This is a genomic window from Streptomyces sp. NPDC051064 (assembly GCF_044455985.1).
Taxonomy (GTDB): domain Bacteria; phylum Actinomycetota; class Actinomycetes; order Streptomycetales; family Streptomycetaceae; genus Streptomyces.
Genome location: NZ_JBITFK010000005.1, coordinates 578,750 through 593,569 on the forward strand (window position 1 = coordinate 578,750; position 14,820 = coordinate 593,569).

11 protein-coding genes are annotated in these 14,820 nt (G+C 70.3%); 3 read left to right on the forward strand and 8 right to left on the reverse strand.

Annotated features, from left to right (window positions below):
• Positions 1 to 25: 25 nt before the first annotated feature.
• Positions 26 to 2,149: a DNA topoisomerase IV subunit B gene (locus tag ACIBCU_RS20820; RefSeq protein ID WP_362940979.1), complete on the reverse strand. Its 2,124-nt coding sequence runs from the start codon at positions 2,147 to 2,149 to the stop codon at positions 26 to 28.
• A 433-nt stretch (positions 2,150 to 2,582) separates the two neighbouring features.
• On the opposite strand from ACIBCU_RS20820, the gene ACIBCU_RS20825 reads away from it, so the two are divergent.
• A complete protein-coding gene (locus ACIBCU_RS20825) occupies positions 2,583 to 2,816 on the forward strand; it encodes a hypothetical protein (protein ID WP_104789587.1) in 234 nt (77 codons plus the stop codon).
• A gap of 134 nt (positions 2,817 to 2,950) precedes the next feature.
• On the opposite strand, the gene ACIBCU_RS20830 is transcribed toward ACIBCU_RS20825, so the two are convergent.
• The 6 genes from ACIBCU_RS20830 to ACIBCU_RS20855 form a co-directional block, all read right to left on the reverse strand.
• Positions 2,951 to 3,781, reverse strand: coding sequence for a S1 family peptidase (locus ACIBCU_RS20830; protein WP_399232971.1), 831 nt, complete (start codon positions 3,779 to 3,781; stop codon positions 2,951 to 2,953).
• A gap of 130 nt (positions 3,782 to 3,911) precedes the next feature.
• Positions 3,912 to 5,459 (reverse strand): RNA polymerase sigma factor, encoded by a 1,548-nt coding sequence (locus ACIBCU_RS20835; protein WP_099176733.1) that lies wholly within the window; start codon positions 5,457 to 5,459, stop codon positions 3,912 to 3,914.
• A gap of 323 nt (positions 5,460 to 5,782) precedes the next feature.
• Positions 5,783 to 6,649 carry a FadR/GntR family transcriptional regulator gene (locus ACIBCU_RS20840; RefSeq protein WP_399233068.1) on the reverse strand — a complete coding sequence of 289 codons (867 nt, stop codon included), beginning with the start codon at positions 6,647 to 6,649 and terminating at the stop codon, positions 5,783 to 5,785.
• A gap of 181 nt (positions 6,650 to 6,830) precedes the next feature.
• Entirely contained in the window at positions 6,831 to 8,591 is a 1,761-nt protein-coding gene (locus ACIBCU_RS20845) for an ATP-binding cassette domain-containing protein (RefSeq protein ID WP_399232973.1), read from the reverse strand.
• Between the two features lie 148 nt (positions 8,592 to 8,739).
• A complete protein-coding gene (locus ACIBCU_RS20850; protein ID WP_399232975.1) occupies positions 8,740 to 9,504 on the reverse strand; it encodes an NUDIX domain-containing protein in 765 nt (254 codons plus the stop codon).
• Positions 9,505 to 9,635: 131 nt separating this feature from the next.
• A complete protein-coding gene (locus ACIBCU_RS20855) occupies positions 9,636 to 10,985 on the reverse strand; it encodes a DUF4192 domain-containing protein (RefSeq protein WP_399232977.1) in 1,350 nt (449 codons plus the stop codon).
• A 110-nt stretch (positions 10,986 to 11,095) separates the two neighbouring features.
• On the opposite strand from ACIBCU_RS20855, the gene ACIBCU_RS20860 reads away from it, so the two are divergent.
• On the forward strand, positions 11,096 to 13,267 hold the full coding sequence (locus ACIBCU_RS20860; RefSeq protein ID WP_399232979.1) for a RecQ family ATP-dependent DNA helicase: 2,172 nt from the start codon (positions 11,096 to 11,098) through the stop codon (positions 13,265 to 13,267).
• Between the two features lie 216 nt (positions 13,268 to 13,483).
• Positions 13,484 to 14,116: a hypothetical protein gene (locus tag ACIBCU_RS20865; protein WP_362940996.1), complete on the forward strand. Its 633-nt coding sequence runs from the start codon at positions 13,484 to 13,486 to the stop codon at positions 14,114 to 14,116.
• 57 nt (positions 14,117 to 14,173) lie between these two features.
• Here ACIBCU_RS20865 and ACIBCU_RS20870 read toward each other — a convergent pair whose 3' ends face one another.
• Positions 14,174 to 14,812 (reverse strand): hypothetical protein, encoded by a 639-nt coding sequence (locus ACIBCU_RS20870; RefSeq protein ID WP_362930009.1) that lies wholly within the window; start codon positions 14,810 to 14,812, stop codon positions 14,174 to 14,176.
• Between the last annotated feature and the right edge of the window lie 8 nt (positions 14,813 to 14,820).

Sequence of the window (14,820 nt, forward strand, 5' to 3'; positions counted from 1 at the left end):
GGTCTCCACCCACGGGTGGAGAGCCTCAGACATCGATGCGCGAGCGGTCCAGGGTGGCGGCGGAGCTGGTGATGAACTCCTTGCGTGGGGCGACCTCGTTGCCCATCAGCAGATCGAAGACCTGCTCGGAGGATTCCAGGTCGCCGATGTTGATCCGGCGCAGCGTGCGGTGGCGCGGGTCCATCGTGGTTTCCGCGAGCTGGTCCGCGTCCATCTCACCGAGGCCCTTGTACCGCTGGATCGAGTCCTTGAACCGCACGTTCTTCCGCTGCAGCTCCAGCAGGGTCTGCCGGAGCTCGTTGTCGGAGTAGGTGTAGATGTACTTGTCCTGGCCCTTCTTCGGCTGGACGAGCTCGATCCGGTGCAGCGGGGGCACGGCCGCGAAAACCCGCCCTGCCTCGACCATCGGCCGCATGTACCGCTGGAAGAGCGTGAGCAGCAGGGTGCGGATGTGCGAACCGTCGACATCGGCGTCCGTCATCATGATGACCTTGCCGTAGCGCGCCGCGTCGATGTCGAAGGTGCGTCCGGAGCCTGCTCCTATGACCTGGATGATGGCTCCGCACTCGGCGTTCTTGAGCATGTCCGAGACGGACGACTTCTGAACGTTGAGGATCTTCCCCCGGATCGGCAGCAGCGCCTGGAACTCGCTGTTGCGGGCCAGCTTCGCGGTGCCGAGGGCCGAGTCGCCCTCCACGATGAAGAGCTCGCTGCGCTCCACGTCGTCGCTCCGGCAGTCCGCGAGCTTCGCGGGCAGCGAGGAGGACTCGAGCGCCGTCTTGCGGCGCTGCGCGTCCTTGTGCTGGCGGGCCGCGATGCGGGTGCGTGCGGCGGCCACCGCCTTGTCCAGCACTGCCCTGGCCTGAGCCTTGGCATCGCGCTTCGTGGACGTCAGGAATGCCTTGAGCTCCTTGGCGACCACGTTGGCCACGATCCGGTTGGCCGCCGAGGTGCCCAGGACCTCCTTGGTCTGCCCCTCGAACTGCGGCTCCGCCAGCCGTACGGTGACGACCGCGGTCAGGCCCTCCAGGGCGTCGTCCTTGACGATGTCGTCCTCGGCCACCCGCAGCAGCTTGGAGGAGCGCAGGACCTCGTTCACCGTCTTCGTGAGGGAGCGCTCGAATCCGCTGACGTGGGTGCCGCCCTTGGGGGTGGCGATGATGTTGACGAAGGACCTGAGAGTGGTGTCGTAGCCGGTACCCCAGCGCAGGGCGATGTCGACACTCAGCTCACGGGTGACCTCGGTCGCCGTCATGTGCCCCCGGTCGTCCAGGACCGGCACGGTCTCCTTGAAGGTTCCCGTTCCACTGAGGCGCTGGACGTCGCAGACAGCCTTGTCCTGCGCCAGGTACTCGCAGAATTCGCTGATCCCTCCGTCGTAGTGGAACGTCTCCTCCGTCTTGCCCTCGCCGTCGATGCCCCGCTCGTCGCGTACGACGATGGTGAGGCCCGGCACGAGGAACGCGGTCTGGCGTGCCCGCTGGTACAGGGTCTCCAGGTCGAGCTTCGCGTCCTTGAGGAAGATCTGCCGGTCCGCCCAGTACCGCGTACGGGTACCCGTACGCGTCTTGGGGACGCGCTTGCCCTTGCGGAGGCCGTTGGCGGGGTCGAAGGGGCTGTCCGGCCCCTGTTCGGTGAAAATGCCCGGGACACCACGCCTGAAGCTGATGGAGTGGGTGACACCGCGGTCGACCTCGATGTCCAGCCGGGCGGAGAGCGCGTTCACGACCGAGGCGCCCACACCGTGCAGGCCGCCCGACGCCGAGTAGGACCCGCCGCCGAACTTTCCGCCGGCGTGCAGCTTGGTCATGACGACCTCGATGCCGGACAGCCCGGTCTTGGGTTCCACGTCGACCGGGATGCCCCGGCCGTTGTCGCGGACCTCGACGGAGGAGTCGTCGTGGAGGATGACCTCGATGCTGTCGCAGTAACCGCCGAGAGCCTCGTCGACCGAGTTGTCGATGATCTCCCAGAGGCAGTGCATCAGTCCGCGGCTGTCCGTGGACCCGATGTACATCCCGGGGCGCTTACGAACCGCTTCGAGCCCCTCGAGGACGAGGAGGTGCCGCGCGGTGTAGTTGGAGCTGTCCCTGTCTGAGCCGCCTGCTCCGGTCAGCAGCGCAGTGGACGGCACGGAATCGGCGGTCACGCGGTTCGCTCCTCGCTGAATTTCATTTGGGGGCCCGGTGGGTATCGGGCTCGGCCTCGGTAGCCGCTGAGAGCCTACCGAGGCCTGGTAGAGCGGTTGTAACGCCACCCAGGGGGAATCCTTATGCTAGTCCAGCCTCGCATACGCGTTCGATCATTCGTTAGGGTGACGTGCACATCACGTTCCCTTCGAGGCATGAACCATTTAGGCTCCGGGCACGTCCTCATGAACAACCGGCAAGCCAGCCGGCGGACCGGCCCACACAAGCAACGCGAAACCGTAGCGCTACGCAATACGGCACATTCGCCGCCAACCGGCAACAGACAGCCATCCTGAGAAGAAGTTTCGAAGAAATGCCACGAGCGGGAACGTTTTCGGCCTGGTTGGATGTTGACCCTGGTACGACAGCTCGTCGAGCTAGAGAAGAGGCGACGTGACTACTGTTCTGACCCCCGCGAGCCCGCTGACCGCAGCAGACCGCTGTGACCGTTGCGGCGCCCAGGCATATCTGCGCGTCGTCCTGATCAGCGGCGGTGAACTGCTCTTCTGTGCCCACCACGGGCGCAAGTTCGAGCCGGAACTCAAGAAGATCGCCGCGGAAATACAGGATGAGACAGATCGGCTCACTGCCGTGCAGGCCAGTGCCGCCGACGAGGATCAACACTGACACCTCGCATCCACGACGAGCTATGGGCACGGTCCAGGACCGGCCGGCGGGCGGCCTCCCCTCGGGGAAAGCCGCCCGTTCTCATACGCTCCGACGCGATGTGGCGGTGATCGTGGCTGTGCGGTCTCCGCGGTTCAGCTCCCGTCGGCCATCCACCGGATCGCCGCGGACACCCGGGTGTACACCCCGGGGCTGCCGGGGCTCCCGCAGCCGCTGCCCCACGAGACCAGCCCGATGAGGCGCCCACGGGCCACCAGCGGGCCTCCGCTGTCCCCCTGGCAGGCATCCCGCCCGCCGGCGGTGTCACCGGCGCAAAGCATCGATGAGGCGTCGTACGCGCCCTGTGTGCCGCCGGGGTAGGCCCGGGCGCAGTCGCCGTCCGCCAGCACCCGTACCGTGGCCGCGCGCAGCCCTGAGGCGTAGGCGCCGTACCCGGTGGTGTCCCCCCAGCCGTACACGGTCGCCTCGGTGCCCGGCTCGTACGCCGCATTCCCGGCCCCGGCCATCGGGATGACGCTGCCCTTGGGCAACGTCCTGGCCAGGGTGAGGACCGCCAGGTCCGCGGCGTTCGTGTGCGGGTCGTACCCCGGATTGACCCACGTCGATCGCACGGGGATCTCCTGGCCGCCCGGCCCGCTCAGCTCGTCGCGTCCGGCGATGACCCGCAGATCCCGGATCTCCGGGACGGCGGCCCCCAGGACGTCCTCCCTGAGGCAGTGTGCCGCCGTGAGTACCTTGGTGGGCGCGACCGCCACTCCCCCGCAGAACTGGCCCGCGCGGGTTCCTCCGAACCGGTCACGGCTCGACAGGGCCACGACCCACGGGCTGTCCGCGACGGCCACCGGCCTCCCGCCCACGATGATGCTGTCCGCCGCGGCGGGCGCCGGAGGGCCGAGGGGTATCAGCGCCGCCGCGACCGCAAGGGCGGACGCGGCGGGAAGGACACGGACGAGAAGGCGGGGCATGGAGACTCCTGACGCCGAGGTGAACAGTGCCCACTCAGCGTCATCCGCCCCGGTGCCGACCGCATGCGCACATGGCCCGGGGCCCGGAACCTGAAGAGGTTCCGGGCCCCGGGCCATGTCTGTCCGCGATCTAGTCGAGGTAGTCGCGCAGAACCTGCGAACGCGACGGGTGGCGCAGCTTGGACATCGTCTTGGACTCGATCTGACGGATGCGCTCACGCGTCACGCCGTAGACCTTGCCGATCTCGTCCAGCGTCTTCGGCTGGCCGTCGGTGAGACCGAAACGCATCGAGACGACGCCCGCCTCACGCTCGGAGAGCGTGTCGAGCACGGAGTGCAGCTGCTCCTGGAGCAGCGTGAAGCTCACCGCGTCCGCCGGCACGACCGCCTCGGAGTCCTCGATCAGGTCTCCGAACTCGCTGTCTCCGTCCTCACCCAGCGGGGTGTGGAGGGAGATCGGCTCGCGACCGTACTTCTGGACCTCGATGACCTTTTCGGGGGTCATGTCGAGCTCCTTGGCCAGCTCCTCCGGGGTGGGCTCACGGCCCAGGTCCTGGAGCATCTGGCGCTGCACCCGCGCGAGCTTGTTGATGACCTCGACCATGTGCACCGGGATACGGATGGTGCGGGCCTGGTCGGCCATGGCGCGGGTGATCGCCTGGCGGATCCACCACGTGGCGTACGTGGAGAACTTGTAACCCTTGGTGTAGTCGAACTTCTCGACCGCGCGGATCAGCCCGAGGTTGCCCTCCTGGATGAGGTCCAGGAAGAGCATGCCTCGACCGGTGTAGCGCTTGGCCAGCGAGACCACGAGGCGGAGGTTGGCCTCCAGCAGGTGGTTCTTGGCGCGGCGGCCGTCCTCGGCGATGATCTCCAGCTCGCGCTTGAGCTTCGGCGCGAGCTTGTCGGAGTTCGCGAGCTTGTCCTCGGCGAAGAGGCCGGCCTCGATGCGCTTGGCGAGCTCGACCTCCTGCTCGGCGTTGAGGAGGGGGACCTTGCCGATCTGCTTCAGGTAGTCCTTGACCGGGTCGGCCGTGGCGCCGGCGACGGCCACCTGCTGCGCAGGCGCGTCGTCCTCGTCGTCGTCGGAGAGGACGAAGCCCTTGTTCTCGCCCTCGCCCTCCTCTTCCTCACCCTTGCCGGCCTTGACTTCCTCGACCGCCTCGTCACCGTCGAGGAGCTCGTCGTCCTGCTTGCCGGACTTCTTGGCGGCGGTCTTCTTGACCGCGGTCTTCTTCGCGGCTGTCTTCTTGGCAACCGTCTTCTTGGCTGCTGTCTTCTTCGCAGGAGCGGCAACGGCAGCGTCGTCGGCCGCCACGTCCGCGCTCTCGGCCGCCGGGGCGGCAGATGCCGCGACGGTCCGCGTCACGGCGGTCTTGGCCGCGACAGTCTTGGTGGCGGTGCGCTTGACCGGGCTCTTCGCTGCGACGCTCTTGCGGGCGCGCTTAGGCGACTCCGCGGCACTGACCATCAGCGTCACACCCTCTTCCTCGAGGATCTGGTTGAGGCTGCGCAGAACATTCTTCCACTGGGTTGGCGGAATCTGGTCAGCCTCGAAGGCCCGACGCACGTCATCGCCGGCGATCTGCCCATCAGCCTTTCCCCGCTCGATGAGCGCCATCACAGACTCGGACTCGGCGATCTCCGGCGGGAGCGTACGGGATGTGCTGGCCGACACGAACAACCTCTCGGAACGATGGAAACGGCTTCCGGCCCGGCCCTGGAGAGGGCTGGAACCGACGACCGTCGGCTGGGGATGTGCCAACGGCGCGGGCTTGGCCTCAGAACTGCACAGCGCACTGTGTGGCTGCTGTATTCCTTCCGCGGCGGTCACCTCTTAAGTCATCGCACTGTTTCGAGGAGTGTTACGCCCAATTCGCGTGGCCCCAGTCACACCTCATTCGCGACAAACAGACCCAGAGGTCACATCTCCGCGCGAACCTGCCGCCGAACCGCCTGGGCCCGGCAGCACATGGTTCGCATACCCCGGTCTGGCGGCGTTCAGTGCTCGCGAGGCGCGGGAACCACTCGCTCGCCATCGGTGTGGCCGACCAGCAGCTGTCGCATCGCGGCCTCGGCGCCGGCGGAATCGCCTGACGCGAGGGCTTCCACGATCCGTGCGTGGTGACCGAGGGACGCCTCGGCGGGCCGGTCACAGCCGGTGACGGGTCCGCCCGAAACGTGCAGGGCCGCCGACACGATCCCGGAGAGGTGTTCGAGCATGCGGTTGCCCGCCGCCTGGATCAGCAGGGCGTGGAACTCCGCGTCGGCCCTGGAGAACGTGATGGCGTCTCCCTGCCCCATCGCGTGCCCCATGATCTCGATCATGTCGTCGAGGCGCTGCTGAATGTCCTCACGCCCGTGACCGGCCGCCAGCCGGGCGGCCAGCGGCTCGATGGTCCAGCGGAGGTCCTCCAGTTCGCGGCGCTGATCATCACGCTGCGGACCGAAAGCGCGCCATTCGATGATGTCGGCGTCCAGCAGGTTCCAGTCGCTCACCGGGCGGACCCGCGTGCCCACGTTGGGCCGGGCACTCACAAGGCCCTTGGCCTCGAGAACGCGCAGGGACTCCCTCACAACGGTGCGGGATACCTCGAATCGCTGACCGATCTCCTCCGGGACGAGCGGCCGGTCGGCACCGAGGTCACCGGAAACGATCATCTGGCCGAGCTGCTGGACCAGTTGGCCGTGAAGTCCACGGCCGCGGCTGGCCGTGCCGCGTCGGCTCACCCGCCCCAGTTCGGATTCGGCGCCACCCCACGAACGGAGGGCGGCACGCTCGCCGGCCGGCGCCTCCGTGTACGGGTAGCGGTCGAGTTCGCCCGGACCGGCGAGGCCGGAGTCGGCAGAGCGGGCGGCGGTCATCATGGTGTGCGCAAGGGTACTCACGCATCCTTTGTCGGCGCGGCTCACCCGCCCCTTGAGGTCTTTGCTGAAAAGCACACGAAAGGGTGATCGGCATCCGCCTCTCAATTGACGCCTTATCGGTAGAAATCGCATCTTTTCAGGAGAGTTGCCTGCAAGTAGCTGCAGGTGCCGGGCCAAACGATCACCAACGGGCTCTCCCTCGAAGGCTGGTGAACACATACGCACAGATCAAGGCAGACAACGACAGGGAAAGCGCCAGCCCCACGGGTTGGGCCACGACCCGCACCGCGGCCATGGCCCAGCGGTCCGTCTCGTACGGCCACTGCGCCCAGCCCAGTTCACGCAGCCGGCTCGGCAGTCCTGTGATCGAACCCGCGGACGGTCCCGCGAGAAGCTTCTGCATCAGCGGCACCACAAGGACCGGGACCGCCAGTACGGCAGCGACTCCGGCAGCGGTCAGCCGGAACACACCCGCCCCGAGCAGGCCCGCCCAGGCACACCCGACCGACAGGCCCGCCCAACTGGCGGCGAGCTGAGGCGCGTCAGCCGGGACGGTCACCAAGTCGGAGCCGTAGACGAGACGCAGGGCTTCGGCGTCCGCCAGTACGGAGAGCAGGGCGAGCAGCAACGCGACGCCCGCCGAGACCACCAGCTTGGCCACCAGGAGTCCGAGGCGGCGCGGGACCGTCCCCCGCCCGGCGGCGAGCGCCGGGTAGCGGAACTCGTCACCGAAGGAGAGGGCGCCCAGCAGCCCGGCCGCGAACGCGGCGGGCGGTAGCGGCAGCAGGTCCGGCCAGGCCACCAGCAGATCCGGCAGGGGTGTCCTCCCGGAGCGGGCCAGCAGCACGGAGAGGGCCGCCGACACGACCAGAACGGCCGCCACGATCAGGGCGGTTGTCCTGACGCCGAAGAGGCGGCGCAGCTCGTACCGCATGGGCCGGAGCGGACCACGGGCCGGGCGCACGGGGATCGGGGGCGGCAGCTTCGAGATCGCCACGGCCGAGGCGGGCTCCGGTAGGACGGCCCTCACCGGACCGCCGCCCGGCCCTCGGGCCGGGGCGGCCACCGGGCCCGCGTCCCCGGTCTCGTCGGCGAGTTGATGGAGGGGGAGGCCGTGCCGGTACGCCGTGTCCCCGACCTCCGCGCAGCTGCTGCCGTACACCGAGAGCCGACTGCCGTCCTCGGCGACCACCTCGACGGAGCGCTGGGCGGCGCGGGCTTCGCGGCTCACCACTGCGGCCAGCCGGGCGGCGTGCGGCGTCCGCACGGCGACCCGGGGCCGCAGACGGGTGCGGGAGAAGTCGGCGACCTCCTGGTCGGCGACGAGGCGCCCCTCGTCGATGGTGATCACGCGGTCGGCCGCGCGAGCGGCCTCCTTGGGATCGCCCGTCGTGTGCAGGACCGTGCCGCCCTCGGCCGCGTGTGCGCGGAGCAGACCGTGGAGCCAGCTCCTCTCGCGCGGCGAAAGGCCTTCGGTGGGCTCGTCCAGTACGAGCGTATGGGGGTCGCCGAGCAGCGCCGAGGCAAGGCCGAGCCGCCGGTCCATGCCGGCGGAGAGGGTTCCGATGCGCTGGTCCCCCAGCCCTGCGAGGCCGACGACTTCGAGCAGTTCGTCCGCCCGGGAGGCGGGAACTCCCGCTGCGGCACAGAGCATGCGGAGCTGGCCGCGCGCGGTGCGCGCAGGATGCCCCGGCACATCCCCGAGCAGCACCCCGACCTCGCGGGCGGGATGGCCGATGCGGTGCAGCGGGCGGCCCTTGAAGTAGGTGACGCCCCTGCCCGCTTCGAGCTCGAGCATCAGCCGAAGGGCGGTGGTCTTGCCGGAGCCAGGAGCGCCGAGGAGTGCGGTGACACTTCCGGGCGGGGCTTCGAAGGTCAGGTCGTCCACGACGGGCGGACGGTCGCGGTGGGGGGCGCTGGTGAGTCCGATGGCCTGGAGCATCGCTTCTCTCGCTGAGGGTGAGACCGCTCGGCGGCAGGGTGGATTACCCCAGCAAGATAACGCGACATTTCAGACTTTGTGTGCACCGGTGCTTCTATGGGCGTTCCGCAGGTGCGTGTGCCGCCGGCCCCGCGGCACACGGCCCCGCTCAGACTTCCGGCCTCAGCATCGGAGGGTTGAGCACGGTCGCCGCCCCGGCCCGGAACAGTTGGGCGGGCCGGCCCCCCTGCCGCGTGGTCGTCCCGCCGGACGGCACCAGGAAGCCGGGCGTACCCGTGACCTTGCGGTGGAAGTTCCGGGGGTCGAGGACCACACCCCACACCGCCTCGTACACCCTGCGCAGCTCCCCGACCGTGAACTCCGGCGGGCAGAACGCCGTGGCCAGCGAGGAGTACTCGATCTTCGAACGGGCCCGTTCCACCCCGTCGTCGAGGATCCTCGCGTGATCGAAGGCCAGCGGCGCGGACTGGTCGCCGTCGCGGGCGAAGCTGCCCCCTGGCCCGAGCAGGTCCTCGACCGGTGCCCAGCGGGCGCTGTTCGCGTCCCCGCCCGCACGAGGAGCCGGGAGGTCGGGCGCGAGCGCGAGGTGCGCGACGCTGACGACCCTCATCCGAGGGTCACGCCCCGGGTCGCCGTAGGTGGCGAGCTGTTCGAGATGTGCGCCGTTCCCGACGGCGGGGGCGGCCGGATCGTGAGCACAGAGCCCGGTCTCCTCGACGAGTTCACGCGCTGCCGCAGCACCGAGGTCCTCATCGGCCCTGACGAATCCGCCGGGTAGTGCCCACCGCCCCTGGAACGGCGATTCGCCACGGCGTACCACCAACGCACAGAGGGCGTGACGTCGCACCGTGAGGACAACCAGGTCGACGGTGACAGCAAAGGGCGGGAAGGTCGACGGGTCGTAGGGCGGCATGCGGAAATCATAGTCGTCTTCCTGACGATAAACACTCCCTTCGCGACACCTGTTCCGCGCCCGGCTCCCGGTTGCCTCCCCCGCGTGGCCGGGCCGGAGGAGGGCTTCCGTCCACCCCCGCGGCATCTCCGTCAATCGCGGCTCCTTGCACCACGCTGACCCAGCCGCCGGGTGGTGTCACGGGCCCGGCCCCGGCTCACGGACGAGCCCGGACGAGAGGCGACGCCCGGTGCCGGCCGCTCCGTCGCCCTCCGTTTGCGCCTCGCCGCCGGAGTGTGCGGGGGCCGGGACTCGGTCCTTCGCTCCGGACGGCGCCCGCTGCCGCGTTCCTGCGGGGCGCCGGCGCCTCCGCTCTCGCGCAGCATGCGCTCCCCGCGGAGACAGCGACGCAGCGTCTCCGGATCCAGTCCTTGATTGCACGCCTGGTGCAGCAGCTGAGCGAAGGTGTAGTCGGGGTCCGCGCGCAGAGCGAGCCCCAGTGCCACCCTGGCGCCCGCCTCGTCGCCGGTGGACCACGAGACCCAGCCGGCCAGCGTGAGCGGCGCCGCGGCGTGCTCCACGTACGGCCCGACACACCGGCGGGCGAGAGCGCGCCACAGCCGGAGTGCTGTCTCGGCCTCGGAGCCCTCCATCCACTCGGCGGCCCGGTCCCTGGTATCGCGGTCCTGAAGGCCCAGGATCAGCGCCGCCGCCTCGTCGGGTGCGATCAGGACATCGTCACCGCCGTCCGTCCCTGCCGAACCGGAGGGCGGTGCGTTCCCCATGCGTTCCATGAGGTCCCGCGCGAGCGCGAGAGTCTCCCGCGCCACCTCCCCGCGCCCGTCGACGTCAAGGATGCGGGAGACCAGGACGGCACCCGCCGAGTCCAGGGCTCGCTCCTGCTCCTGTGCCGCCGCGGAGTCCCACGGCACGAGCCGCGCCTCCATGTCCCGCAGCGACCCACGCACCTGGACACCGGCGTACGCGGCTGCGGCCGCCATCACCGTCGTGCCCGGGAGCGCCAGCGGATTGCCCTCGGGCGGACAGCAGCGGTCGTCGGGGCAGCAGTAGGACCAGTAACGGCCGTCCGAGATGCAGAGCGCTTCGAGGACGGGAACGTCGAGCGCCCCGCAGGCCGTACGCAGGCGCTGGGCGAGCGGCCTCAGCCGCTCCATGGTCTGCGGCGCGCTCTCTCCCTCCGCAGGGTCCTGGCAGAGGAAGACGACGATCGCGTCAGGGCGGGATTCGCGCCTCTCGCTTCCCGCGATCAGGCAGCGCGCCAGCTGGTCGGCGACCGGCGCCCACTCCTCCGGTTCCTGCGGGATGCCCAGCCTGAGCCGGCCGCCGAAGCGGCCCCGGCCGCCGTGCAGGGCCACCATGACCACGCTGTCGTTCGGATGGAAACCCATCAGGTACGGAAGAGCATCGGCGAGTTCGGCGGGGCCCCGCAGGGTGACCTGCTGGGCCCCGGACGGTCCGGTGGTTTCCTCGTGCTTGTTCATGGCACGACCGTCCCGCGGGCCACGGATTTCCGCGACCCCTGTGGATAACTTTGTCCACAGGCATGGCCCACCGTTCGCGGTTTGTCGTAGGCATCGGGTTGCATGGGGGCATGACCAACGCAGACCGCGCAGAGCTCAGGGCCTCGGCCGACTCCGTACTCGCCCGTCTGGTCGGGGACGCCACCGGCACCGCCCGGCTGCGCGAGGACCAGTGGCGGGCCGTCGAGGCCCTCGTCGCCGACCGGCGCAGAGCCCTGGTCGTCCAGCGGACCGGGTGGGGCAAGTCCGCGGTGTATTTCGTGGCGACATCGCTGCTGCGCGCCCAGGGCAGCGGGCCGACGGTCATCGTCTCGCCCCTGCTCGCCCTCATGCGCAACCAGGTGGCGGCCGCGGCCAGGGCCGGTATCACCGCCCGAACGATCAACTCCTCCAACACCGAGGAGTGGGACACCGTCCAGGCGGAGGTGGCGGCGGGCGAGGTGGATGTGCTGCTGGTCAGTCCTGAGCGACTCAACAACCCCGATTTCCGGGACCAGGTGCTGCCGCGCCTCGCCGCGGCCACGGGTCTGCTGGTGGTTGACGAGGCGCACTGCATCTCCGACTGGGGCCATGACTTCCGGCCGGATTACCGAAGGCTGCGGACCATGCTCGCCGATCTTCCGGCGGGCGTTCCCGTGCTCGCCACGACGGCCACCGCCAACGCACGGGTGACCGCGGACGTCGCGGAGCAGCTCGGCACGGGGGCAGGCACGGACGCGCTGGTGCTGCGGGGCCCCCTGGACCGGGAGAGTCTCAGCCTCGGAGTGCTCCAACTGCCCAACGCAGCGCACCGTCTGGCCTGGCTGGGCGACCATCTCGGGGAGCTGCCGGGCTCGGGCATCATCTATACGCTCACGGTCGCGGCCGCCGAGGAGATCACGGCCTACCTCCGCCAGTGCGGACACACGGTCGTGTCGTACACCGGCCGGACGGAGAACGCCGACCGCCAGCAGGCCGAGGACGATCTCCTGGCCAACCGGGTCAAGGCGCTGGTGGCCACGTCCGCGCTCGGCATGGGGTTCGACAAGCCCGACCTGGGCTTCGTCGTGCACGTGGGGTCGCCGTCCTCGCCCATCGCCTACTACCAGCAGGTCGGGCGCGCGGGGCGCGGAGTCGAGCACGCCGAGGTCCTGCTGCTCCCGGGCAAGGAGGACGAGGCCATCTGGCAGTACTTCGCCTCGGTCGCCTTCCCTCCGGAGGAGCAGGTCCGCCGGACCCTCGACGTCCTCGCCCAGGCCGGCCGGCCCCTGTCGCTGCCCGCCATGGAACCGCTGGTCGACCTGCGGCGCACCCGCCTCGAGACGATGCTCAAGGTGCTGGACGTCGACGGTGCGGTGAAGCGTGTGAAGGGCGGCTGGATCTCCACGGGCGAACCGTGGATGTACGACGCCGAGCGCTACGCCTGGGTCGCGCGGCAGCGGGCGGCCGAGCAGCAGGCGATGCGCGACTACGCGTCGGGGGCCGGATGCCGCATGGAGTTCCTCCGGCACCAGCTGGACGACGAGGAGGCCGCGCCGTGCGGGCGCTGTGACAACTGCGCGGGTGCGCGGTTCGACGACAAGGTCTCCACCGCCGCCCTCGACGGGGCGCGCGGCGAGCTCGACAGGCCGGGGGTGGAGGTGGAGCCGCGCAAGATGTGGCCCACGGGGCTCTCCGCGGTGGGGATCGATCTCAAGGGCCGCATCCCCGCCGGCGAACTGGCCCTCCCGGGCCGTGCGCTCGGCAGGCTCTCGGACATCGGCTGGGGCAACAGGCTCCGTCCGCTGCTCGCGGCGCAGGCACAGGACGCCCCCGTCCCCGACGACGTGTCGAGCGCGGTCGTCACGGTGATCACCGACTGGGCGAAGGGCCCCGGCGGCTGGGCCTCCGGAGCCCCGGACGCTGCACCCCGGCCGGTCGGAGTCGTCACGGTCGCCTCACGCCGCAGGCCCCAACTCGTCCACTCACTCGGCAGCCGTATCGCCGAGGTTGGCCGGATGCCCCTGCTGGGCACGGTCACCTACGCTCCGGGCAGCGAGGACCTGCGCATCTCCCAGACCAACAGCGCGCAGCGGGTGAGGGCGCTGCACGAGGCCCTCGTCGTGGAGCCCCCGCTGGCGGAGTCGCTCGCGTCCGCGGGAGGGCCGGTCCTGCTCGTGGACGATCTCTCCGACACCGGGTGGACCCTCGCCGTCGCGGCACGGCTGCTCCGGCGCGCGGGAGCGGAGGGAGTGTTTCCGCTGGTCCTCGCAGTCCAGGCCTGACGATTGGCTTCGTTCGACGCCGAACGGGCAGGGATATCTGTGTCATTCCGTCAGATACCAGTCAGCCGCGCCAATTGCTCGTTGCCGCCTGCCGATGCGACAGGAAGAATTGGAATCGCTCCCCGCACGGTCTCTTCGCGGGCCCGGAAGGGCTGTGCTGCGGCGCGCCCTCACTCGACCCTGCCCGCACCGTGGGCGCGTAGCGAAGGGAGGACCGTGACCTTCGGATTCGCTCCGTCCGCAGCCACTTCACTGTCGGCGTCCGCGGGCTCCGTCAACCACGTCGCCAGGATGCTCGAACCGGCCGAGTGGGCTGCGGCGGGCATACCTCTGCTGCGCAGTCCGCGTGAGGTCGTCAGCGGCCTCCACGCACGGCACCGGCCGACTCCGGCGACCGCGGTCGTCGCCGTCCTCGATCATGAGGAACGCCTCACGGCGAGCGCCTCGTTCGCCCGGCGGCCCAGCCTGGCCACGGACGGCTGGGAGTTCCGCAACGCCCTGCTGGCGCATCTGCGCCGGGTGATCCCGCACGATCTGCGCCGCCGCACCCCGGTGCGTACCGCCGTACTGCTCTACTGCCGCGAGGGCGACGAGCGTTGGACGGAGGAGGACGGGGCCTGGATGTGGGGGCTCAGGGACGCCTGCACGCTGCACGGCCTCCGTTGCGGGGCCTACATCACTCTGACGCGTGGAGGCTGGCAGGTCCTCGGTGAGGGCCGGGGCGGACGCAGGCCGACGCTCCTGTCGACGCCGTCGGCCCTGGCGGACGCCTCCGCCGACCATGACCCAGGCCCGCTCCGCACCGGGGGCGGTGCGGCCGAGGCACTGCGGCGAAGCGCCGCCCGTTGAAACGGGACGTGGGCCCCGGCCGTCCTCACGGATGGCCGGGGCCCACGGACGTACGGCTCAGACTCCCGCGCCGAGTGCCGAGTTGATCTGCTGCGGGTCTCCGCACACGATCAGCAGCGCGCCGGCGCGCTCCCGCACACCGGACAGCGCCCGGGCAGCCGCGTCGTCGAGGTCACTGTTGACCGCGACGACGACGACGGAACGGGTGGCGTACCGGCCGGCGTTTGCCGTGCGGGCGAAGAAGACGTCGTCACCCGCGTCGTGCTGGGCCCAGTACCTGGCTTCTCCGAAGGAGAGTTCGTGCGCGGCCCAGGGGTGCTGTTCGCCGGTGGTGAGCACCAGGATGTCGCCAGGTGCCCGCCCGGAGTCGAGCAGCAGGTCGACGGCCTCGTCGGCGGCGTCGATCGCGCCGTCGGCCGGGGCCGGGATCAGCTGGAACTGTGCTGCCGGACGTTCCTCGGGCAGCTTCTGCCCGGCAGGGGCCGGAGCAGCGGGAGAGGCGGAGGTGGGGTGCGGGCGCGGCGCCGGGGGCGCGGGCCTGGCGGGGCCACGGCCCGGGCTTCCGGGACGCGGCGTGGCCGCGGAACGCGGGCCGGGTACGGGACGGGGGGTCGGCGCGGTGCGGCCGGCGGCCGGAGTGACGCGGGGACCCTGGGCGCTCTCGGGAATCTGAGGCTCCTCGGGGATGAGAGGCATGAATGGTT